The organism is Mycobacterium sp. E1747 (assembly GCF_001667775.1).
Lineage (GTDB): Bacteria > Actinomycetota > Actinomycetes > Mycobacteriales > Mycobacteriaceae > Mycobacterium.
In genome coordinates this window covers 1-21,506 of the sequence record NZ_LZJI01000140.1, presented here as the reverse complement: position 1 = coordinate 21,506, position 21,506 = coordinate 1, and the positions used below count along the sequence as shown (strand labels likewise).

Genomic DNA, 21,506 nt, shown 5'->3' with positions numbered 1-21,506 from the left:
ACCCACTGTAACGTCCAGCTACCCCCTTGGTAGCCGGAACAAACCGTCCACACCGTCGGTTGGTCGTCATAACCCGAGGTCATGGGGCCTTTTCCGGGAAATTGCGGGTCTATCGGTGGCTTTCTTATTTATCGCAGGAGCGCTCGAATGCGTTACGGGGAGCGTGGGTCGGTCGCTCGAACCAGAGTCGTCGTCGCGCGTGATCCCGAGGGGCCGGCATGCCCCCGGCGGCTACTAGCCTGAATGAGTGCCAGATCCCGCCACGTACCGTCCCCCGCCCGGGTCCATCCCGGTCGAACCGGGCGTCTACCGATTTCGGGACGCGCACGGGCGAGTCATCTACGTCGGCAAGGCCAAGAGCCTGCGCAGCAGGCTGACGTCCTACTTCGCCGACGTCGCCGGGCTGCACCCGCGAACCCGGCAGATGGTGACCACCGCCGCCAAGGTCGAGTGGACGGTAGTCAACACCGAAGTCGAGGCGCTGCAGCTCGAATACAACTGGATCAAAGAGTTCGATCCGCGCTTCAACGTGCGCTACCGCGACGACAAGTCGTACCCGGTGCTGGCCGTCACCCTCAACGAGGAGTTTCCGCGGCTGATGGTCTATCGCGGCCCGCGCCGCAAGGGCGTCCGCTATTTCGGGCCCTACTCCCACGCCTGGGCGATCCGGGAAACGCTGGACCTGCTCACCCGCGTCTTCCCGGCCCGCACGTGTTCGGCCGGTGTGTTCAAGCGGCACAAGCAGATCGACCGCCCGTGCCTGCTGGGCTACATCGACAAATGTTCGGCGCCCTGTATCGGGCGGGTCAGCGCCGAGCAGCACCGCCAGATCGTCGACGACTTCTGCGACTTCCTGTCCGGCAAGACCGACCGCTTCGCTCGCGAATTGGAACAGCGGATGCACGCCGCCTCCGACGAACTCGACTTCGAGCGGGCCGCGCGTCTGCGGGACGACCTGGGCGCGCTCAAGCGCGCGATGGAGAAGCAGGCCGTGGTGCTCGGCGACGGCACCGACGCCGACGTGGTGGCCTTCGCCGACGACGAGCTGGAGGCGGCGGTCCAGGTGTTCCACGTCCGCGGCGGCCGGGTGCGCGGCCAGCGCGGCTGGATCGTCGAAAAGTCCGCGGAGGCGGGTGATTCCGGCGAAGAGCAGCTCGTCGAGCAGTTCCTGACGCAGTTCTACGGCGAGCAGGCCGAACTGGGTGGTCAGGACAACCAAGGGGCCGACGAAGCGGCCAACCCGGTGCCGCGCGAGGTGCTGGTGCCCTGCCTGCCGTCCAACTCCGACGAACTGGCCAGCTGGCTGTCCGGCCTGCGCGGCTCCCGGGTCGCGCTGCGGGTGCCGCGCCGCGGCGACAAACGGGCTCTGGCCGAAACGGTCCAACGTAACGCCAAAGAGGCTCTGCAGCAACACAAGCTGAAACGGGCCGGTGACTTCAATGCCAGATCGGCTGCGCTGCAGAACATTCAGGATGCACTGGGGCTGGCCGAAGCGCCGCTGCGCATCGAATGCGTCGACATCAGCCACGTGCAGGGCACCGACGTGGTCGGCTCGTTGGTGGTGTTCGAAGACGGCCTGCCGCGCAAGTCCGATTACCGCCACTTCGGCATCCGGGAGGCCGCCGGGCAGGGACGCTCCGACGATGTTGCCTCGATCGCCGAGGTGACCCGCCGCCGGTTCGCGCGGCATCTCAGCGAACAGAACGACCCGAATATGCTTTCCGCTGAAGGGAAGTCGCGCCGGTTCGCCTATCCGCCCAACCTCTACGTCGTCGACGGCGGCGCGCCGCAGGTCAACGCGGCCAGCGCCGTGCTCGAAGACCTCGGCATCACCGACGTTGCGGTGATCGGTTTGGCTAAACGGCTGGAAGAGATCTGGGTGCCGTCCGAGCCCGACCCCGTCATCATGCCGCGCAACAGCGAAGGGCTCTATCTACTGCAACGGATTCGCGACGAGGCGCATCGGTTCGCCATCACCTACCATCGCAGCAAGAGATCTAAGCGAATGACCGCCTCAGCGCTGGATTCGGTGCCAGGATTGGGGGAGCATCGCCGCAAGGCGCTGGTAACCCATTTCGGATCCATAGCCCGCCTCAAGGAGGCCACCGTCGACCAGATCACGGCCGTTCCCGGTATCGGTGTGGCCACCGCCACCGCCGTTCTGGAGGCGCTGCGACCGGAGGAACCCGGAGAAGCCGGATGACGGGTGAAGTGGCGGAGGGCCACCCGATGGAGGCCCGCCCGGAAGGCGAGGCCGGTATCGACGTCGTTCTGGTGACCGGATTATCCGGCGCCGGACGGGGTACAGCGGCGAAGGTGCTCGAAGACCTGGGCTGGTACGTCGCCGACAACCTCCCGCCCCAGCTGATCACGCGGATGGTGGATTTCGGCATGGACGCCGGCTCCCGAATCACCCGGCTGGCGGTGGTGATGGACGTGCGGTCGCGCGGCTTCACCGGCGACCTCGACGAGGTGCGCAACGAGTTGGCCACCCGCAACATCACCCCGCGCGTGGTGTTCATGGAGGCCTCCGACGACATGCTGGTGCGCCGCTACGAGCAGAACCGCCGCAGCCACCCGCTGCAGGGCGACCAGACGCTGGCCGAGGGCATCGCCGCGGAGCGGCGGATGCTGGCGCAAGTGCGCGCCACGGCCGACCTGATCATCGACACGTCGACCCTGTCCGTGCGCGGGTTGCGGGAGAGCATCGAGCGCGCGTTCGGCGGCGATGCCGGCACGTCGATCAGCGTCACCGTCGAATCGTTCGGCTTCAAATACGGCCTGCCGATGGACGCCGACATGGTGATGGACGTGCGGTTCCTGCCCAATCCGCACTGGGTCGATGAGCTGCGCCCGCTCACTGGCCAGGACCCCGCGGTGAGTGAATACGTGCTGAGCCAGCCCGGCGCCGCGGACTTCCTCGACGCCTATCACCGGGTGCTGTCCCTGGTCGTCGACGGCTACCGCCGGGAGGGCAAGCGCTACATGACGGTGGCGATCGGCTGCACCGGCGGCAAGCACCGCAGCGTCGCGATCGCCGAGGCGCTGATGGGGCTGTTGAAGGCCAATCCTGCACTGTCGGTGCGGGTGCTGCACCGGGATCTGGGCCGCGAATGAGCGGGACGGCCAATCACGGCATCGTCGCGCTGGGCGGCGGACACGGCCTGTACGCGACGCTGTCCGCGGCCCGCCGGCTCACCCCGCACGTGACCGCCGTGGTGACCGTCGCCGACGACGGTGGTTCGTCCGGGCGGCTGCGTAGCGAACTGGATGTGGTGCCGCCGGGTGACCTGCGAATGGCGTTGGCGGCCCTGGCATCTGACAGCCCCCACGGGCGGCTGTGGGCCACCATCCTGCAGCACCGCTTCGGCGGCAACGGGGCGCTGGCCGGACACCCCATCGGCAACCTGCTGCTCGCCGGGCTGTCCGAGGTGCTCGCCGATCCGGTGGCCGCCCTCGACGAGCTGGGCCGCATCCTGGGCGTCAAGGGCCGGGTGCTGCCGATGTGCCCGATCGCCCTGGAGATCGAGGCCGACGTGTCCGGCCTGGAGACCGACCCACGGATCTTCCGGCTCATTCGGGGCCAGGTGGCGATCGCCACCACACCGGGCAAGGTCCGCCGGGTGCGGCTGCTGCCGTCCGACCCACCGGCGACCCGGCAGGCCGTCGACGCCATCATGGCCGCCGACCTGGTGGTGTTGGGTCCCGGCTCGTGGTTCACCAGCGTGATCCCGCACGTCCTGGTACCGGGGCTGGCGGCCGCGCTGCAGGCCACCACCGCCCGTCGGGCGCTGGTGCTGAATCTGGTCGCCGAGCCGGGGGAGACGGCGGGCTTCTCCGTCGAGCGTCATCTGCACGTGTTGGCCCAGCACGCACCGGGATTCACCGTGCACGACATCATCATCGACGCCGAACGGGTGCCCGGCGAACGGGAGCGCGAGCACCTGCGCCGCACCGCGATGCTGCTCCAAGCCGAGGTCCACTTCGCCGATGTGGCCCGACCTGGTACACCTTTACATGATCCGGGCAAACTCGCGGCGGCCCTGGACGGGGTCCGGGCGGCTCACAAGGCTCCGGGAGCGCCTCCGGTCACGGCCAACGGGGATATTCGGGTCGACGGTGCAAGTCCACAGCGCGGTGGGAGCGGACCGGCTGGCAGCGGACCAAGGAGTGACGACGCGTGGCGATGACGACCGAAGTCAAGGACGAGCTGAGCCGCCTGGTCGTGAAGTCGGTCAGCGCCCGCCGCGCGGAAGTCACGTCGCTGCTCAGGTTCGCCGGCGGGTTGCACATCGTCGGCGGCCGGGTGGTCGTCGAGGCCGAGGTGGACCTGGGCAACGTCGCGCGGCGTCTGCGCAAGGACATCTTCGACCTCTACGGCTACAACGCGGTCGTGCATGTGTTGTCGGCCAGCGGCATTCGCAAGACCACCCGTTACGTGCTGCGGGTGGCCAACGACGGCGAGGCATTGGCCCGCCAAACCGGCCTGCTGGACAACCGCGGCCGGCCGGTTCGTGGTCTGCCCGCCCAGGTCGTGGGCGGCAGCGTCGCCGACGCCGAGGCCGCCTGGCGCGGAGCCTTCCTGGCGCACGGGTCGCTGACCGAGCCCGGACGGTCGTCGGCTTTGGAGGTCAGCTGCCCCGGTCCGGAGGCCGCGCTGGCGTTGGTGGGCGCTGCGCGCCGCCTCGGGGTCAGCGCGAAGGCCCGCGAGGTGCGCGGCGCCGACCGCGTGGTGGTGCGTGACGGCGAGGCGATCGGCGCGTTACTGACCCGGATGGGGGCCCAGGACACCCGGCTGATCTGGGAGGAGCGCCGGATGCGCCGCGAGGTACGGGCGACGGCCAACCGCCTCGCCAACTTCGACGACGCCAACCTGCGCCGCTCGGCGCGGGCCGCGGTCGCGGCGGCCGCCCGGGTGGAACGCGCACTCGAGATCCTCGGCGACACGGTCCCCGACCACCTGGCCTCGGCCGGCAAGCTGCGGGTCGAGCACCGGCAGGCCTCGCTGGAGGAGCTCGGCCGGCTCGCCGACCCGCCGATGACGAAAGACGCTGTGGCGGGCCGTATTCGGCGGCTGCTGTCGATGGCCGACCGCAAGGCGAAGATCGAGGGCATCCCGGACACCGAATCGGCGGTCACGCCCGATCTGCTGGAAGACGCGTAGCCCGGCTGGCGTCAGGCGCGTCGCTGGGTGGCCGAGGTCCCCGCGTTGCGTGGGCGCGACGATGAGCTAACTGCCGCCACGCTCCTGGCAAGCCACGTTCGAGCGCTGAGTGATGGCGCCGGCAACGCTTGATTCGTACCAACGATCTGGGGGCCGGCATTGCCGGCCTGCATTCCACACTCAATTCAAATAAATCATGTAATTCATAGAATTCACCTTACGGCGACATCCGATGAAGCATTTCGGGCATTAAGCCGCGATTGCCGCCGGCCAGCTCCGCTGAAACGACGGTTCTCGACCTGGTGAATTCATAGAACAGACATATATTCTGTGAGGATTATATGAGTTTCGGCACGGGCCCACGTCCCGTAAGCGGTGAGCGCATGTCACCCGCGTGCCGCGAATCCGGTGCGGTCAGGCACAAGCCATGGCCAGGTCATCCCTGGGTGCCGAGACCGTTGGGGACATCTGGCAGAGGGCCTCAATCGACGCGATCGCAATTTATGATCGCGAGATTTTTATTCTCTGGATAGCGGTCAACGGGCACTGTCCCCGTCTTTTCACCAACTATTCATCCCGCCGCCTCGTCCGATTAGCGCGAGGTAGAGAGGTTTATCGCCTTTTTGTTTGCCGAGCCACTGAGGACCGGTCCGCGTCTCGGGAAGCTGCGACGGCACCCGCCGCGGCCGCGCTTCGCGGAAGGCGGTTTGGTCGCGGCTGGCTAGTGTCCTGTCTGCAAGGAGTTGTCCGCTGCCAGCAAACTCGTATCTCAGCTTTGGCGGCGGCATGCAGGGGCTCGATGTCGTTCGGCTTGTCGGCGGACGCAAGCACGGGGCCGGCGGTGACACGGCCGGAGGCGGAGGAAGGCATGGATTTCGGGGCGTTACCGCCGGAGATCAACTCCGGCAGGATCTATTCGGGCCCGGGGCCGGCGCCGTTGCTGGCGGCCGCGGCTGCCTGGGACGGTTTGGCAGCCGAATTGCATTCGGCCGCAGAGTCCTACGGCTCCACAATCTCGGAACTGAGAACCCTCTGGCGCGGACCCGCATCGACGGCGATGGCGACCGCGGCGACGACCTACCTCGCGTGGCTGGACGGCACCGCCGTGCAGGTCGAGCAGACCGCCGTACAAGCCAAGGCGGCGGCGGCCGCCTATGAAGCCGTCTTCGCGGCCACCGTCCCGCCCCCGGTGATCGCGGCCAACCGGGCCTTGCTCGCCTCGCTGATCGCGACCAACATCCTGGGTCAGAACACCCCGGCGATCGCGGCCACCGAGGCGCAGTACGCCGAGATGTGGGCCCAGGATGCGGGGGCCATGTATGCCTATGCCGCCTCGTCGGCGGCGGCGACCCGGCTCACCCCGTTCACTGCGCCATCGGCGACCACCGATGGCAGCGGCGAGGCCGACCAGTCGGCCGCGGTGGCCTCCGCGCTCGCATCGTCGACCGGCTCTCGGGTGGAATCTGCGCTCTCGGAGGCGGTTTCGCAGGCCGGGGTGCAAAGCATCGCGGTGAGCGCGAATGCGGTGACGACCCCGGCGGCCGGTCTGCCGCTGGGCCTGACGGACATCACCGGGATCTTGAAAACCTTCAACAGCGTCATGGGCACGATCTCCGGGCCCTACACCCCGCTCGGGGTGGCCAACCTGGCGAAGAATTGGTATCAGATCGCCCTCAGCATCCCGAGCGTGGGGACGGGCATCCAAGGTATCGGGCCCCTCCTGCACCCCAAAGCGCTCACCGGGGTCCTTGCGCCGCTGCTGCGCAGCGACCTGCTGACCGGCGCTACAGCGCTGTCCGGTACGAGTTCGGTTTCGGCCGCGACCGGCCAGGCCGGGCTGGTCGGGTCGTTGTCGGTCCCGGCGAATTGGGCGTCTGCCGTTCCCGCGATCCGAACGGTGGCGAGCGAGCTGCCGGAGACGATGGTGGAAGCCGCTCCCGCGATGGCCGTGAACGGCCAACAAGGGATGTTCGGCCCGACGGCCCTGTCGAGCCTGGCCGGACGTGCCATGGGGGACACCGCCACTCGCGCGGTCGCGGGGTCGACCGTTCGCGTGCCGGGTGCCGTCGCCGTCGACGACATCGCGACCACGTCCACGGTCATCGTGATCCCGCCGAACGCTAAATAAGAAAGGGTGCGGCAATGGTTTTCAGCGATTTCGCAACGCTGCCACCGGAGGTGATCTCCACCCAGATCTACGCGGGCCCCGGCGCCGGGCCGCTGTTGGCCGCGGCCGCGGCCTGGGACACGCTGGCCGCCGAGTTACACGCCACCGCTGCCTCTTACGGCACGGTGATCTCGGAGCTGGTCGGCGAGTCGTGGCAGGGTCCGTCGTCGGAGTCGATGGCCGCGGCGGTAGCACCCTATCTGGTGTGGATGTCGACCACCGCGGGTCAAGCCGAGGAGACCGGCGCCCAGGCCCGGGCCGCGGCCGCCGCCTACGAGGCCGCGCTGGCGGCGACGGTCCCGCCGCAGCTGGTCGTCGCGAACCGCATCGAGTTGGCCGAACTGTTGCAGACGAACCTCCTGGGGCAGAACGACGCCGCGATCGCGGCGACCGAAGACGAGTACGCCCAGATGTGGGCCCAAGATGTCGCCGCCATGTTCAATTACGCCGGCGCGTCGGAATCGGCCGGTGACCTGACCCCCTTCGAGGAGGCGCCGGCCACCACCAACGACGCCGGGCCGGCGGCCCAGGCGGCCGCCGCGGCCGCCGCGCAGCCGACGTCGTTGTCGTCCTGGTTGAAGCAGATCGAGGACTACCTCACCTCGCTCACCGGCCAATACACCAAGTTCTGGCAGCAGCTGATCGGGGGAGTTACGGGGAGCCCGGACGTGGCGCCCTTGTGGGAAACGTTGTATTCCAGCATTTCCCAAATCGGCACGCAGGCAACGTGGACCAACGTCGCCAACGCCAGCATCAGCCTGGGTGTGTCGCAGTGGAAGAACTTCTTCATCTATGCGCCGTGGAGCGCCGCCATGTCGAAAACCTCGCTGGGCGCCGGTCTGGCGTCGCCGGGCCACATTGCTGCCGGGGTAGCGGCCAAGCCGGTGTCGGCGGTGCTGGGCAACGCGCCGACGGTGGGGAAGCTTTCGGTGCCGCCCGGCTGGGCGACCGCCGCCCCGGCGATCCGGCTGGCTGCCCTGCCAGGCACCAGCGTGGCCGCGGCCGCGGCGACGGAGTTCCCCGGCCTGGTCAACGAGGCGACGTTGGGCAGCCTGGCGGGCGGCGCGCTGGGCGGCCCAGCGGCGCGGGTGGTGAGCTCACCCGGCATCCAGCAGACTCGCATCGGCGCCGTCGAGCGGCGCGCCGCACCGGTCAAGCTCGACCGCATCATCGCCCAGCTGCAGGAGATGCCCGACCAAGTTCAGCACTGGAACGTCGACGAGGCCGGCCTCGATGACCTGGTCGCCAAACTCAGAACCACGCCGGGCGTGCACGCCGTGCACGTGACGGACGGCGCGGAGGTCGCGATCGGCGGCGCCGAATCCAAGTTGGGGTAAATGGCTGGAACACAACAATTGTCGCGCCGCGATCGCGAGCCCAGCCTCGTGTTCGCGGGAAACACCATTGTGACAATTCGCCTCGAAGGAGGACTGATGAAACTGCGGTTAGCGCTTTTCGGTGTGTTACTGGGCATCGTTGCCGCGGCGCCCGCGCATGCCGTCCCCGGGGAGGACGAAGCCGCGACCGACGAGAACAACGAGGTCTTCATCGCTGATCTGCACAGGGTGGGGATCAGTTTCGCGGACCCCGATCAAGCCGTCGCCGCCGGAAAGGCGGTGTGCGGCCTGATCTCTCGCGGAGTATCCGGCCTTCAGCTCCTCAATGACTTGCGGGACAACAACCCCGCGTTGACGACCAACGGTGCCGCCCAGTTCGCGACGATATCAGCGAAGTCGTTTTGCCCGCGGCAACTCGACGGTTCCGCGAAGAGCTAGGCGGTGGCCGAACCACGGAGAATCCAGTGCCGCAGCATGAGTCGCGGCCGCTAAGCACCCAAGCTTGTTTCCCCGCCGCAGAGAAAAGCCCGATGTCGCAACGCAAGTCGCCCACCGTTGAGTTGGAGCCCGTGATGGATTTCGGTGCCGTGGCGCCGGAGACCAATTCCGGTCGAATGCATTCGGGACCCGGTGCTGAATCGATGATGGAAGCCGCCAAGGCGTGGGGTGCGCTGGGCGACCAACTCAGTGACATGGCACTGAATTACCGGGCGGTGATCTCCGAGCTGGATTCTGCGGAACAGAGCGCTTCGGCAACGGCGATAACCCAATTCCTCACGGCCTGTTCAGTGTGGCTCGACGGCACTGCTGCGCAGGCCCGGCAGACGGCCAGCCAGGCCGAGGCGGCCGCAAGCGCTTACGGTTCGACACTTGCGGCGGTGGTGGCGCCTGGTGTGATCATTGCCAACCGGCTGCGGCGGATCTGGTTGGCCGCGACGAACCGCCTGGGCCAGCTGAGTCCGGCCATCGCCGAGGCCGACGCTGACTACGATCGGATGTGGGCTCAAGACGCCGCCGCTATGTTTGCCTACGCCCGCGCCTCGGCCGCCATCAGGCTGGCACCCTTCAGTTCGCTCCCGCCCTTCGCTCGTCTGTGCGGGACAGCGAGACACGATGCGGCCGTCGCCGAACCGGCCCGTCGATGGCGGCTGACAGTGGCGCCGGAAGTCATAGCGACTGGGGGTCAAGTGATCTCGACCATCTCCGAAGCGCTCGATGCGCTATCCTCCTCGCCGCTGGCCTCCGTCGACGTGGCCCTGCTGCCGATAGCCGCCGCCCTCTCAAAGTTGAGTTCACTGTCGGCGCCGCTGGACCTCGCCCTCAACCACCTGAGTTCCCTCAACAAGACCGCCGCCCTGCAGAGGGCGACGGTCGTGCGGTCACGGCGCGTTACCGTGGCCGGCACGGATGACGCAGTGCCCCGGGTGAGCGTTGGTGGCCGCACAGCGGTCGGGGCCTTGTCGGTTCCCAGGGCTTGGACTCGATCGATGCCAAGCTCCGTGTGGCCGGGTCCGCAAGCGAGGCCCGTCGATAGAAGCCAGTGAGCCATCCACGGCCGATGAAGTGCCGCGCGAAGGTTTCCGGCCGACGGTGCTCGCCGGCCGACTCGCCGTGTGCGTCCACCCCTTTGCGCGACGGGGTCCTCGGGACCTGTCCCAACGGCGTAGGGGTCGCGACGACCTGGCGACCAGGCGGACGCCTCCTCGGCAGAGCCGGCGGGTGGTTTGTTTGCCATTGCTGGTCGCGGCGGGGTGCGGAGGGCTACGGTCAGGGGATGAAACGGCTCTCGAGTGTTGATGCGGCGTTTTGGTCGGCCGAGACTGCGGGCTGGCACATGCATGTGGGTGCGCTCGCGATTTGCGACCCGAAGGACGCGCCGGAATACAGCTTCCAGCGGCTGCGCGAACTGATCATCGAACGGTTGCCGGAACTGCCGCAGCTGCGATGGCGGGTCACCGGTGCGCCGCTCGGGCTGGACCGGCCATGGTTCGTCGAGGACGAGGACCTGGACCCCGACTTCCACATCCGGCACATCGCCGTCCCGGCGCCGGGCGGCCGGCGCGAGCTCGAGGAGCTGGTGGGCCGGTTGATGTCCTACAAGCTGGACCGTGCCCGGCCGCTGTGGGAGATGTGGGTGATCGAGGGCGTCGAAGGCGGCCGGACCGCGTCGCTGACCAAGATGCACCACGCCATCGTCGACGGCGTCTCGGGAGCCGGGCTGGGCGAAATCCTCCTGGACGTCACACCGGAACCGCGACCGCCGCAACAGGAAACGGTGGGATCGCTGGTGGGTAACCGGATTCCGGGCATCGAGCGGCGGGCGGTGGGCGCACTCATCAACGTCGGAGTCAAGACGCCCTTTCGCATCGCCCGACTGGTGGAGCAGACTGTGCGCCAGCAAATCGCCGCGCTGGGCGTGAGCAGCGACCGGCCGCCGCGCTACTTCGAAGCGCCCAAGACCCGGTTCAATGCGCCTGTGTCGCCGCACCGGCGGATCACCGGCTGCCGCGTGGAGCTGGACCGGGCCAAGGCCGTCAAGGACGCCTACGGCGTCAAGCTCAACGACGTCGTGCTGGCGCTGGTGGCCGGCGCGGCCCGCGAGTATCTGCAGGAGCGGGGCGAACTGCCCGCCAAACCGCTGATCGCCCAGATCCCCGTCTCCACCCGCACCGACGACAACAAGGATGATGTCGGCAACCAGGTGAGTTCGATGACCGTGTCGCTGGCCACCGACATCGAGGACCCCGCCGAGCGGCTGCGGGCCATCCACGAAAGCACTCAGAACGCCAAGCTGATGGCCAAGGCGTTGTCGGCGCACCAGATCATGGGGCTGACCGAGACCACGCCGCCGGGGCTGCTGGGGCTGGCCGCGCGGGCCTATACGGCCAGCGGACTGTCGCGAAACTTGGCCCCCATCAACCTGGTTGTATCCAACGTTCCAGGTCCGCCGTTCCCGTTGTACATGGCCGGCGCCAGGCTGGATTCGCTGGTGCCGCTCGGTCCACCCGTCATGGACGTCGCGCTGAACGTCACCTGCTTCTCCTACACCGACTATCTCGATTTCGGCTTCGTGACCACACCCGAAGTGGCCAACGACATCGACGACATGGCCGACCGCATCGAGCCGGCGCTCACCGAACTGGAGAAGGCGGCCACGCGGGAGTGAGCGGGGGAACCATCGAATGTCCTCCTCGAGCGTCACGCCAGCGTGACTGCCGCAAGCGAGCGTCACGCTAGCGTGCCGCCCGCGTGGCCAACGCGGCTCGTACCCGGCCGACGATGTCGGCGGGGCGGTCCCCAGCCACTACGCGAATGACGCTCCAGCCCAGGCGCTCGAGCGTTTCGCGCCGCCTGATGTCCCACGTGTATTGCCAGCGATCCCGACGGTGTTGCTCACCGTCGTACTCGGCTGCGACCTTGAGATGCTCCCAACCCATATCGAGGTAGTACGTCAGGTCGCCGAACTCGTCACTGACCGGGATCTGCGTTTGCGGTCGGGGCAGCCCCGCTTGGATCAGCAACAGTCGCAGCCACGTTTCCTTCGGTGACTGCGCGCCGGCGTCAGCAAGATCGAGCGCATTGCGCGCCGACCGGATGCCGCGCCGCCCCCCGTATCGCTCGGCGAGCAACTCGACCTCAGTCACCTTGCAGTTCGTTGCGCGAAGCAGGTCGTCGAGCAGGGCCACAGCGTCGTTCATCGGATGCCAGCATCCCAGGTCCATAGCAGTCCGTGCCGGCGTCGTTACGGGCACACCGTCGATCAGTGCGAATTCGTCGTCTTGTAGGCGATCACTGTGAATCCGCAGCCCCGGCAACGGGTTTCTGTTGCAATGGAGAATCTCGAGCGGCGCCGTGGCGTCCACCCACCGGGCCCCATGCACGGCGGCAGCCGACACTCCCGCGACAATGCCTCGCCGACGCGACCACAGCCATCCTGCGCGGGCTCGGATCAGCGGGGTGAGCTCGGCGCCAGGGTCGACATAGACGTCGCGGAACAACTTCCGGTAGTGCGTGCGCAACGCGCTCTTGACGACTTCTCCATTCGAGACTGCCTCGCTGCCGATGAAGGGCTCCGCCATCGCGGCAGCGTCGCACAAACCGCAACGAACGTCAGGTCAGTGCGGCCCGACTATCCACAGCCCGCCACGCTGGCGTGACGCTCGCGCCCCGGAGCCACGCTGGCGTGACGCTCGGCGCGGTGACGCTGGCGTGACGCTCGGCGCGGTGACGCTGGCGTGACGATCTAGTCGCGATCGGGCGGGTTCGTCGCGTACACCCACGACAAGAACCGGGCTACGGCCTCCGCGGACCGATGCGCTCGCGGGGAGCTGAAGATGTCGAAAGCGTGCTGCGCGTTGGGCAATTCGGCATAGGCGACCGGGGACTTCGACACCGCGCGCAGTTCCTCGATGAACTCCTGGGCCTCGCCGACGGGGATCAGCGAATCGTCGCAGCCGTGCAGGACGAAGAACGGTGGGGCGTCGGCCCGCAGCCGCCGGATCGGCGAGGCTTCGACGTAGACGTCTCGGTGTGAGTCGTAATCCCGGTTCACCACGAACTTTTCGAGCAGAGAGACGAATTCGGGCCGCCCCTCACCCTCGGTGGAGAACCAGTCGTAGCGGCCGTAGATCGGGACGGCGGCCGCCACCGACGTGTCGGCGTCTTCGAACCCCGGCTGGAATGTGGGGTCGTTGGGGGTCAGCGCCGCCAGCGCGCACAGGTGCCCGCCCGCGGAACCGCCGGTGACAGCGACGAAGTCGGGGTCACCGCCATAGTCCGCGATGTTCTCCTTGACCCATGCCAGCGCACGTTTGACGTCGACGATGTGGTCGGGCCAGGTGTGGCGGGGGGAGACGCGATAGCCGATGGACACGCACACCCAGCCGCGGGCGGCCAGGTGGCTCATCAGCGGGTAGGCCTGCGGCCGGCGCATCCCGATCATCCAGGCGCCGCCCGGAACCTGCAGCAGCACCGGTGCCTTGGCGTCGCGCGGCAGGTCGCGGCGGCGCCAGATGTCGGCCAGGTTGGCGCGGCCATTGGGGCCGTAAGACACCACGTTCGTCTTCTCGACGTACCGCCGGCGCGCCACGGTGTTGCCCAGCGGCAGGCTGCGCCGCCCACTGCGCGTGGGTTCGGCGTGCGGCAGCTTGCCCAGCGCCTCTTCGTAGTCGTGGCCGAGCTGCTCGCGCAGGCCCGCCTCGAGCACCGGGCCCGGGGTCGTGACGCCGCGGTAGCGGATCACCCCCAGGATGGCCCACGACGCGGCCGTCATGGCCAGCGCCGCCTTGCCGCGTCGTCCCGCGAAATGTCCGCGCCGCGCACGCCGCAGGGCATCCACCAGGGAGACGGTGAAGTAGACGCCCGGCACCTCCGACGTCGGCCAACCGAACCAGAACACCAGCACGGTGCTGTAACCCTTGCGCGCAAGCGGCCGTAATCCGTTGGCGGCGTTGGCCAACTCCAGCGCGGCGCGCGTCAGCGGCCGGGGGCGTACGAATCGGCGCATCAGCCGTTGACCCGGGACTGCAGTTCGTTGCGCAAGATCTTGCCGGTGCTGCCGCGGGGGAGTTCGTCGACCACGGTGATTTCGCGAGGCACCTTGTAGTTGGCCAGGTTTTCCCGGACGTGTTGTTTAAGGGTCTCGGGGGTGGCTCGGGCGCCTGCGCTCAGCACGACGAACGCCGCCAGGCGCTGCCCGTACTGTTCGTCGTCGACGCCGATCACCGCGGCCTCGGCCACGTCGTCGTGTGCCGCCAGGATCTTTTCCACCTCGATCGGGTAGACGTTCTCGCCGCCGGAGACGATCATCTCGTCGTCGCGGCCGACGACGAACAGGCGGCCGGCCTCATCCAGATAGCCGACGTCGCCCGACGACATGAACCCGGCGTGGAAGTCCTTAGTGGTTCCGGAGGTGTAGCCCTCGAACTGGGTGTCGTTGCGGACGTAGATGGTGCCGACCTCCCCGGCCGGCAGCTCGTTGAATTCGCCGTCCAGGATCCGGATTTCGGTCCCACCCGCCGGCCGGCCGGCAGTGTCGGGCGCCGCGCGCAGGTCCGTCGGGGTGGCGGTGGCGATCATGCCGGCCTCGGTGGCGTTGTAGTTGTTGTAGATCACGTCGCCGAATTCATCCATGAAAGCGGTGACGACATCGGGACGCATCCGCGAGCCCGACGCCGCGGCGAAGCGCAATGACTTGCAGCTGTACCGCTTTCGGACCTCGGGCGGCAGCTCCATGATGCGGTCGAACATCACCGGAACCACCGCCAGGCCGGTCGCCTGGTGCCGGTCGATCAGGTCCAGCGTCGCCTCGGGGTCGAACTTGCGCCGAGTCACGACCGTGCACGCCATCGACGCCGCGAAGATCAACTGCGAAAAGCCCCAGGCGTGGAACATCGGCGCCACGACCACGACGGTCTCCTCGGCCCGCCACGGCGTGCGGTCCAAGATGGCCTTGAGCGTGCCGATGCCGGCGTTGCCGCCAGTTTGGTTGGCGCCCTTAGGTGTTCCGGTGGTGCCGGAGGTGAGCAGGATCATCCTGCCCTTGCGGCCGGAGCGTTCGGGCTGTCGGCCGCCGTGATCGGTGATGAGCTTCTCGACGGTCAGTTCGTGGTCGCCGTCGGTCCACGCTACGACGCGGGTGGCGTCCGGTTTGTCGGCCAGCGCCCGGTCCACCGTCTCGGCGAACTCCTCGTCGTAGATGACCGCGTCGACGCCTTCGCGGTTGACCACCTCGGCGAGCGCGGGGCCGGCGAACGACGTGTTCAGCAGCACGACGTCGGAGCCGAGCCGGTTGACGGCCACCACGGACTCGACGAAGCCGCGGTGGTTGCGGCACATGATCCCGACGACCTTGGGTTGGCCGGCGGGCAAGTCCTGCAGCGCGGCGGCCAGGGCGTTGATGCGCTCGTCGAGCTGCCGCCAGGTCAGCGTGCCGAGTTCGTCGATCAGGCCCGGCCGGTCCGGGCAGCGTTGCGCCGCACTGGCAAAGCCCACCGTCATTCCCAGCCCCTCGCGGCGCATGGCCGAGGCGATCTTCAGGTAGCGGTCGGGTCGCATCGGCGCGATCATGCCGGCGCGGCGCAATGTGGAGATCACGCCGAGGGCGTGGCTGATAGGACTCAAAGGAGACGCCACGGGTCAGCCCAGGATCGGGAAACGCCGCTTGGCGGCGAGGCCCTTGAGGGCCTGCTGCATCACCGACCGCACGTGCTCGTCGACCTCGTCGACGTCGGGGTCGTCACCGAATTGCGAGGCGATGTCGATCGGCTCGAGCACCTGCGTCACGATCTTGGTGGGTAGCGGCAGGTTGGGCGGGATCACCGCGCTGAAGCCGAACGGGAAGCCGAACGACAGCGGCAGGATGGCGCTGCGCAGCAGGCGTTTGATGCCGAGTCGCTCGGCCAGCCAGGTGCCGCGCGTCAGGTAAAGCTGGGTCTCCTGTCCACCGATGGACACCGCGGGCACGATCGGAACGCCGGCCTCGATCGCCGTCCTGACGTAGCCCTTGCGGCCGTTGAAGTCGATGACGTTCTCCGCGAGCGTGGGCCGGTACGCGTCGTAGTCGCCGCCCGGGAAGACGATCACAACGCCACCCGAGCGCAGGGCTTCGGCCGCGTTCTCCGGGTTGGCCCGGATGTATCCGGTGCGCCGGAAGAACTCCCCGGTGGGGCCGGTCATCAGGATGTCGTGGCTCAGGGTGTAAACCGGCCGGTCGTAGCCGAACTTCTCGTAGAAATGGACGGTGAAGATCGGGACGTCCATCGGGAACATGCCGCCCGAATGGTTTCCCACCACCAGCGCACCGCCGGGCGGGAAGGAACCGAGGCCGTGCACCTCGGACCGGAAGTAGGTCTTCAGCGCCGGGCGCATCACGCCCATCAGGCGCTGGGTCAAGACGGGGTCGAATTTGCCGATGTCGCCGACATCGGGGTGATCGTCGTCGGTCACGTTCCTCCCTTGACGCTCCCGCGAGGCTGCCTCGGGTCTGAAGAGCCGCGTCGAATTCCTCGATGGTAGCGACCAGGGCGCGCCGGCCGTCATCGTGTTTATCTCTTTGCCCTTCTGCGGATATGGTGCCGGCGAGGCGCGGGCGCTATTGTTACGACGCCTTCAGTGAAATCTTCGGAGAAACGGGAGCCCGATGGACGTTGCCGGCTTGTCTTCAGAGCGCAGCGCCCGGGGCACCCGCAGGATCGGCTCCCGTCACCACCCGGTCCGCCGGCCCCACGCCGGTGTGGCCCGCCCCGAGCCGACGGGTTCCGGGCCGTCGGCACCGGCCATCGAGCGGCCGGCCGGGGACGCCGGTCCGGCCGCGCCCGACGCGGCCGACCAACGCCAGGCCGACTACTTCATGCGGGTGCTCTCCCAGAATCGCAGGCTCATCGAGCAGCGGCTCGACGGCTACCAGAAGGCGATCGTGACCGCCCAAGCGGGCGGCGACGTGGATGCAGTCTGCCACCTTCGGCGCATGGCGCGGATCGAGGAACAGGATCGCGACAATCTCGACGGCATGCTCGAGCGGTTGCGTAGCCGCTTCGCCCGCCGGGCCCTGGCCGAGCAGCCCGCCCTTTCCCCGCGGCCCCACTCCGCCGTCCGGTAGCAATTCGCTTACCGCGCAGCGCTTTACGTTCCTCGAGATACCGTCGGCGGGCTGAGCCGGCCGAATCGGCCACACCCGTACCGTGGTGCCGATACATTTGACGGGCCAACTGGTTTCCTCCGACACCGAACGAGGCGGCTCATGGGATTTCTTACCCTTGACCTTCCCGACGTCGATCGCAAGACCTGGCCCACACTGCCCCGGGCCGTCCGACTGCAGGTCGTGACGCGGCACTGGGCGGAACACGGCTTCGGGACACCGTATGCCGTGTATCTGCTGTACGTGATCAAGATGGCCCTGTACATCGCCCTCCCCGCTGCGATCATCTCGCTGACCCCGGGCCTTGGCGGGCTCGGCCGTATCGCCGACTGGTGGACGCAGCCGATCATCTATCAGAAGGTCATCGTCTTCACGTTGCTGTTCGAGGTGATGGGTCTGGGTTGTGGGTCCGGCCCGCTGACTGGCCGGTTCATGCCGCCCATCGGCGGAATCTTGTACTGGTTGCGGCCCAACACGATTCGGCTGCCGGCGTGGCCTGGGAAGGTGCCGTTCACCGCCGGTGACAGACGCACCGTCGTCGACGTTGCGCTATACGCAATCGTTTTGGCCGGCGGGGTGTGGGCGCTGCTGTCGCCCGGCTACGGCGGGCCGGTCACCACGGCCGGCGACGTCGGCCTGATCGACCCCGTCCGCGTCATCCCGACGATCGTCGCGCTGGCGGTACTGGGCCTGCGCGACAAGACCATATTCCTGGCCGCTCGCGGCGAGCACTACTGGCTCAAGCTGTTCGTGTTCTTCTTCCCGTTCAGCGATCAGATCGCGGCATACAAGCTCATCATGCTGTTGTTGTGGTGGGGCGCCGCAACATCCAAGCTCAACCACCACTTTCCGTATGTGGTGTCGGTGATGACGAGCAACAACGCGCTGCTGCGGCCCAAACTGTTCAACCCGCTCAAGCGCATGCTGTACCGCGACCACATCAACGACCTGCGTCCCACCTGGTTGCCGAAGATGATGGCCCACGTCGGCGGCACCACAGCCGAATTCGTGGTTCCGGCGGTGCTGGTCTTCTTCGCCGGCGATCACCCGTGGCGGTGGTTTCTGATCGGATTCATGGTGATCTTCCACCTCAACATCATTTCCAACCTCCCGATGGGCGTTCCGCTGGAGTGGAACGTCTTCTTCATCTTCTCGCTGTTCTATCTGTTCGGCCACTACGCCTCGATCCAGGCCACCGACCTGCGTTCGCCGCTGCTGTGGGCCCTCGTCGTCGCCGCGGCGGCATTAGTGATCGCGGGAAACATGTTCCCCCAAAAGATTTCGTTTCTTCCCGCGATGAGGTATTACGCCGGCAACTGGGCGTCCAGCGTGTGGTGCTTCCGCACGGGTGCGGAGGAAAGGGTCGACGCCGAGATCGTCAAGAGCTCCGCCCTCGTCATCAACCAGCTGGCCCGCCTATACGACCCCGAGACCGCGGAGATCATGGCGGACAAGACCGCCGCCTTCCGGGCCATGCACGTGCACGGCCGCGCGCTCAACGCCCTGGTACCTCGCGCCTTGGGGGGAGAGGCCGACGAAGCCAATTACAAGATCCGCGAGGGCGAAATCGTCGCCGGTCCGCTCGTCGGCTGGAACTTCGGAGAGGGTCATCTGCACAACGAGCAGCTGCTCGAAGCCGTGCAGCGCCGTTGCCACTTCTCCGACGGCGACGTGCGGGTGATCGTCCTCGAGGGACAACCCATCCACATCCAGAAGCAGTGGTACCGCATCTTCGACGCCAAGGCTGGACTGATCGAGGAAGGCTATGTCAACGTCGAGGACATGCTCGCCCGCCAGCCGTGGCCGGTGCCCGGTGACGAGTTGCCCGTGCATGTGATCGCTCGCGGCGACGGCCCGGCTTCGCCGGGGACGACCCGGTGCAACGCCCCATGACCAAAGCGGTGGTGGTGGGTGCCGGCCCCAACGGTCTGGCCGCGGCGATCCACCTCGCTCGGCACGGCCTCGACGTCCAGGTGCTCGAGGCGCGCGACACCGTGGGCGGGGGAGCGCGCTCGGGCGAACTGACGATGCCCGGCGTCATCCACGACCACTGCTCGGCGTTTCACCCCCTGGGCGTCGGTTCGCCGCTGTGGAAGCAAATCGACCTGCAGCGCTACGGGCTGCGGTGGAAGTGGCCGGAGATCGACTGCGCCCACCCGCTCGACGACGGCAGCGCCGGCGTGCTCCACCACTCGATCGAGGAGACGGTGGCCCGCATGGGACCCGACGGCTCGCGCTGGAGACGGGCGATCGGCGACTTGGCGGCGGGATTCGACGAGCTGGCCGAGGATCTGCTCGGCCCGGTGCTGGGCATCCCGCGCCACCCGCTTCGCCTGGCCGCCTTCGGGCCGCGCGCGTTGTTGCCGGCCACCACCATGGCCCGCTGGTTCCGCACCGAGCAGGCGCGCGCCTTGTTCGGCGGCGCCGCCGCCCACGTCTACACCCGGTTGGATCGCCCGCTGACCGCATCGCTCGGCTTGATGATCCTGGCCAGCGGGCACCGCTACGGCTGGCCCGTCGCCGAAGGGGGATCAGGGTCGATCAGCCGAGCGCTTGCGGCCGTCCTACAGGCGCACGGCGGCTCGGTGGCCACCGGGGTGACCGTCGCGAGCCGCAAGGACATTCCCGACGCCGACATCGTGATGCTCGACCTCAGCCCGGCGGCGGCCCTCGCCATCTACGGCGACGCGATGCCGGGCCGGATTCGGCGGTCGTACCGCCGCTACCGCGAGGGCTCGTCGGCGTTCAAGGTCGACTTCGCCATTGAGGGCGACATCCCGTGGACCAACCCCGACTGCGCCCGGGCCGGCACGGTGCACCTCGGCGGCACGTTCGCCGAGACGGCCGACACCGAACGCCAGCGCGCGCAGGGCAAGATGACCGACCGCCCCTTCGTGCTGCTCGGCCAGCAGTACCGAGCCGACCCGTCCCGCTCGGCGGGCAACGTCAACCCGATCTGGGCGTACGCGCACGTGCCGTTCGGCTATGACGGCGACGCCACCGCCGCCGTGGTCGCCCAGATCGAGCGATTCGCCCCCGGTTTTCGCGACCGCGTCCTGGTCACGGTCAGCAAGGGGACCGCCGAACTGCAGGCCTACAACGCCAACTTCATCGGCGGCGACATCATCGGCGGTGCCAACGACAAGCTGCAGGTCATCTTCCGTCCGCGCATCGCCGTCGACCCCTACGCGATCGGGGTGCCGGGGGTCTACCTGTGTTCGCAGTCCACCCCTCCGGGCGCCGGCATCCATGGCCTGTGCGGCTATCACGCCGCCGAGTCGGCGCTGAGGTGGCTGCGGAAGATGCGCCGCGACTGACGTCACACGATCCGCGGGAACCGGGGAGGCAAGCGCCCATGTCGCTCATCTAGGCTGACCACGAGCGCGTATTCAGCGAACTCTACAGACATCAGAAGACAGGGAGAGATCAGTGACGGTCCGAGTAGGCATCAACGGCTTCGGTCGAATCGGACGCAACTTCTATCGGGCCCTGCTGGCCCAGCAGGAGCAGGGCGGCGCCGACATCGAGGTGGTGGCGGTCAACGACCTCACCGACAACGCCACGTTGGCGCATCTGCTGAAGTTCGACTCCATCCTGGGCCGGCTGCCCTACGACGTCAGCCTCGACGGTGAGGACACGATCGTCGTGGGCAGCGCCACGATCAAGGCGTTGGAGGTCAAAGAGGGCCCGGCGGCGTTGCCCTGGGGCGAGCTGGGCGTCGACGTGGTGGTGGAGTCCACCGGCATCTTCACCAACGCGGCCAAGGCCAAGGGCCACTTGGAGGCCGGGGCCAAGAAGGTGATCATCTCCGCGCCGGCCACCGACGAGGACATCACGATCGTGCTGGGCGTCAACGACGACAAGTACGACGGCAGCCAGAACATCATCTCCAACGCCTCGTGCACCACGAACTGTCTGGCGCCGGTCACCAAGGTGCTGCAGGACGAGTTCGGCATCGTCAAGGGCCTGATGACCACCGTGCACGCCTACACCCAGGACCAGAACCTGCAGGACGGGCCGCACAAGGACCTGCGCCGGGCGCGCGCCGCGGCGCTGAACATCGTGCCGACCTCCACCGGTGCGGCCAAGGCCATCGGCCTGGTGATGCCCGAGCTCAAGGGCAAGCTCGACGGTCAAATCGGTCACCGAGCCGGTGGGGATCGGCACCCGCAGCGCATAGCCGTCGAGCTTGCCCTTGAG

At 67.9% G+C, this 21,506-nt stretch carries 16 protein-coding genes and 1 pseudogene; 13 read left to right on the top strand and 4 right to left on the bottom strand.

The window, feature by feature from the left end:
* Window positions 1-247: 247 nt before the first annotated feature.
* From uvrC to A5695_RS13765, 9 genes are all read left to right on the top strand, one after another.
* A complete protein-coding gene (uvrC, locus tag A5695_RS13805; RefSeq protein ID WP_068082574.1) occupies window positions 248-2,203 on the top strand; it encodes an excinuclease ABC subunit UvrC in 1,956 nt (651 codons plus the stop codon).
* Window positions 2,200-3,117, top strand: coding sequence for an RNase adapter RapZ (gene rapZ / locus A5695_RS13800; RefSeq protein WP_068082568.1), 918 nt, complete (start codon window positions 2,200-2,202; stop codon window positions 3,115-3,117). Before uvrC ends, rapZ begins: the two co-directional genes overlap by 4 nt.
* A complete protein-coding gene (gene yvcK / locus A5695_RS13795; protein WP_068082566.1) occupies window positions 3,114-4,190 on the top strand; it encodes a uridine diphosphate-N-acetylglucosamine-binding protein YvcK in 1,077 nt (358 codons plus the stop codon). Before rapZ ends, yvcK begins: the two co-directional genes overlap by 4 nt.
* Complete coding sequence (gene whiA / locus A5695_RS13790) at window positions 4,187-5,164, top strand: DNA-binding protein WhiA (RefSeq protein WP_068082630.1); 978 nt, start codon at window positions 4,187-4,189, stop codon at window positions 5,162-5,164. The genes yvcK and whiA overlap by 4 nt, the downstream gene beginning before the upstream one ends.
* An 868-nt stretch (window positions 5,165-6,032) precedes the next feature.
* Complete coding sequence (locus A5695_RS13785; RefSeq protein WP_068082624.1) at window positions 6,033-7,292, top strand: PPE family protein; 1,260 nt, start codon at window positions 6,033-6,035, stop codon at window positions 7,290-7,292.
* Between the two features lie 14 nt (window positions 7,293-7,306).
* Entirely contained in the window at window positions 7,307-8,668 is a 1,362-nt protein-coding gene (locus A5695_RS13780) for a PPE family protein (RefSeq protein WP_068082561.1), read from the top strand.
* A 96-nt stretch (window positions 8,669-8,764) separates the two neighbouring features.
* The gene (locus A5695_RS13775; RefSeq protein WP_068082621.1) at window positions 8,765-9,106 is read left to right on the top strand and encodes a DUF732 domain-containing protein; all 342 of its coding nucleotides are present in this window, start codon (window positions 8,765-8,767) and stop codon (window positions 9,104-9,106) included.
* Between the two features lie 92 nt (window positions 9,107-9,198).
* Window positions 9,199-10,212, top strand: coding sequence for a PPE family protein (locus tag A5695_RS13770; protein ID WP_231974817.1), 1,014 nt, complete (start codon window positions 9,199-9,201; stop codon window positions 10,210-10,212).
* Window positions 10,213-10,442: 230 nt separating this feature from the next.
* Entirely contained in the window at window positions 10,443-11,834 is a 1,392-nt protein-coding gene (locus A5695_RS13765; protein ID WP_068082558.1) for a wax ester/triacylglycerol synthase family O-acyltransferase, read from the top strand.
* Between the two features lie 67 nt (window positions 11,835-11,901).
* Here A5695_RS13765 and A5695_RS13760 read toward each other — a convergent pair whose 3' ends face one another.
* The 4 genes from A5695_RS13760 to A5695_RS13745 all read right to left on the bottom strand — a co-directional run bounded on the left by A5695_RS13760 (window position 11,902) and on the right by A5695_RS13745 (window position 16,546).
* Window positions 11,902-12,747 carry a DUF559 domain-containing protein gene (locus tag A5695_RS13760; RefSeq protein ID WP_068082555.1) on the bottom strand — a complete coding sequence of 282 codons (846 nt, stop codon included), beginning with the start codon at window positions 12,745-12,747 and terminating at the stop codon, window positions 11,902-11,904.
* Between the two features lie 164 nt (window positions 12,748-12,911).
* Window positions 12,912-14,174 carry an alpha/beta hydrolase gene (locus A5695_RS13755; RefSeq protein WP_068082553.1) on the bottom strand — a complete coding sequence of 421 codons (1,263 nt, stop codon included), beginning with the start codon at window positions 14,172-14,174 and terminating at the stop codon, window positions 12,912-12,914.
* Entirely contained in the window at window positions 14,174-15,781 is a 1,608-nt protein-coding gene (gene fadD12 / locus A5695_RS13750) for an acyl-CoA ligase FadD12 (RefSeq protein ID WP_156749625.1), read from the bottom strand. The genes A5695_RS13755 and fadD12 overlap by 1 nt, the downstream gene beginning before the upstream one ends.
* A gap of 24 nt (window positions 15,782-15,805) precedes the next feature.
* Complete coding sequence (locus A5695_RS13745) at window positions 15,806-16,546, bottom strand: lysophospholipid acyltransferase family protein (protein WP_231974819.1); 741 nt, start codon at window positions 16,544-16,546, stop codon at window positions 15,806-15,808.
* Between the two features lie 262 nt (window positions 16,547-16,808).
* On the opposite strand from A5695_RS13745, the gene A5695_RS13740 reads away from it, so the two are divergent.
* The 4 genes and pseudogenes from A5695_RS13740 to A5695_RS13725 all read left to right on the top strand — a co-directional run.
* Complete coding sequence (locus A5695_RS13740; protein WP_068082548.1) at window positions 16,809-17,267, top strand: hypothetical protein; 459 nt, start codon at window positions 16,809-16,811, stop codon at window positions 17,265-17,267.
* Between the two features lie 141 nt (window positions 17,268-17,408).
* On the top strand, window positions 17,409-19,199 hold the full coding sequence (locus tag A5695_RS13735) for a DUF3556 domain-containing protein (protein ID WP_068082545.1): 1,791 nt from the start codon (window positions 17,409-17,411) through the stop codon (window positions 19,197-19,199).
* On the top strand, window positions 19,196-20,623 hold the full coding sequence (locus tag A5695_RS13730) for an NAD(P)/FAD-dependent oxidoreductase (protein ID WP_068082542.1): 1,428 nt from the start codon (window positions 19,196-19,198) through the stop codon (window positions 20,621-20,623). Before A5695_RS13735 ends, A5695_RS13730 begins: the two co-directional genes overlap by 4 nt.
* Before the next feature lie 112 nt (window positions 20,624-20,735).
* Window positions 20,736-21,440 (top strand): annotated as a pseudogene (locus tag A5695_RS13725) (type I glyceraldehyde-3-phosphate dehydrogenase); the annotation flags it as partial.
* Window positions 21,441-21,506 lie beyond the last annotated feature (66 nt).

Bases quoted from the DNA above. Each gene is read 5' to 3' on its own strand.
- rapZ (WP_068082568.1), top strand. From the start codon at position 2,200: ATGACGGGTGAAGTGGCGGAGGGCCACCCGATGGAGGCCCGCCCGGAA.
- yvcK (WP_068082566.1), top strand. From the start codon at position 3,114: ATGAGCGGGACGGCCAATCACGGCATCGTCGCGCTGGGCGGCGGACAC.
- whiA (WP_068082630.1), top strand. From the start codon at position 4,187: ATGACGACCGAAGTCAAGGACGAGCTGAGCCGCCTGGTCGTGAAGTCG.
- A5695_RS13785 (WP_068082624.1), top strand. From the start codon at position 6,033: ATGGATTTCGGGGCGTTACCGCCGGAGATCAACTCCGGCAGGATCTAT.
- A5695_RS13780 (WP_068082561.1), top strand. From the start codon at position 7,307: ATGGTTTTCAGCGATTTCGCAACGCTGCCACCGGAGGTGATCTCCACC.
- A5695_RS13775 (WP_068082621.1), top strand. From the start codon at position 8,765: ATGAAACTGCGGTTAGCGCTTTTCGGTGTGTTACTGGGCATCGTTGCC.
- A5695_RS13770 (WP_231974817.1), top strand. From the start codon at position 9,199: ATGTCGCAACGCAAGTCGCCCACCGTTGAGTTGGAGCCCGTGATGGAT.
- A5695_RS13765 (WP_068082558.1), top strand. From the start codon at position 10,443: ATGAAACGGCTCTCGAGTGTTGATGCGGCGTTTTGGTCGGCCGAGACT.
- A5695_RS13760 (WP_068082555.1), bottom strand. From the start codon at position 12,747: ATGGCGGAGCCCTTCATCGGCAGCGAGGCAGTCTCGAATGGAGAAGTC.
- A5695_RS13755 (WP_068082553.1), bottom strand. From the start codon at position 14,174: ATGCGCCGATTCGTACGCCCCCGGCCGCTGACGCGCGCCGCGCTGGAG.
- A5695_RS13745 (WP_231974819.1), bottom strand. From the start codon at position 16,546: ATGGGCGTGATGCGCCCGGCGCTGAAGACCTACTTCCGGTCCGAGGTG.
- A5695_RS13740 (WP_068082548.1), top strand. From the start codon at position 16,809: ATGGACGTTGCCGGCTTGTCTTCAGAGCGCAGCGCCCGGGGCACCCGC.
- A5695_RS13735 (WP_068082545.1), top strand. From the start codon at position 17,409: ATGGGATTTCTTACCCTTGACCTTCCCGACGTCGATCGCAAGACCTGG.
- A5695_RS13730 (WP_068082542.1), top strand. From the start codon at position 19,196: ATGACCAAAGCGGTGGTGGTGGGTGCCGGCCCCAACGGTCTGGCCGCG.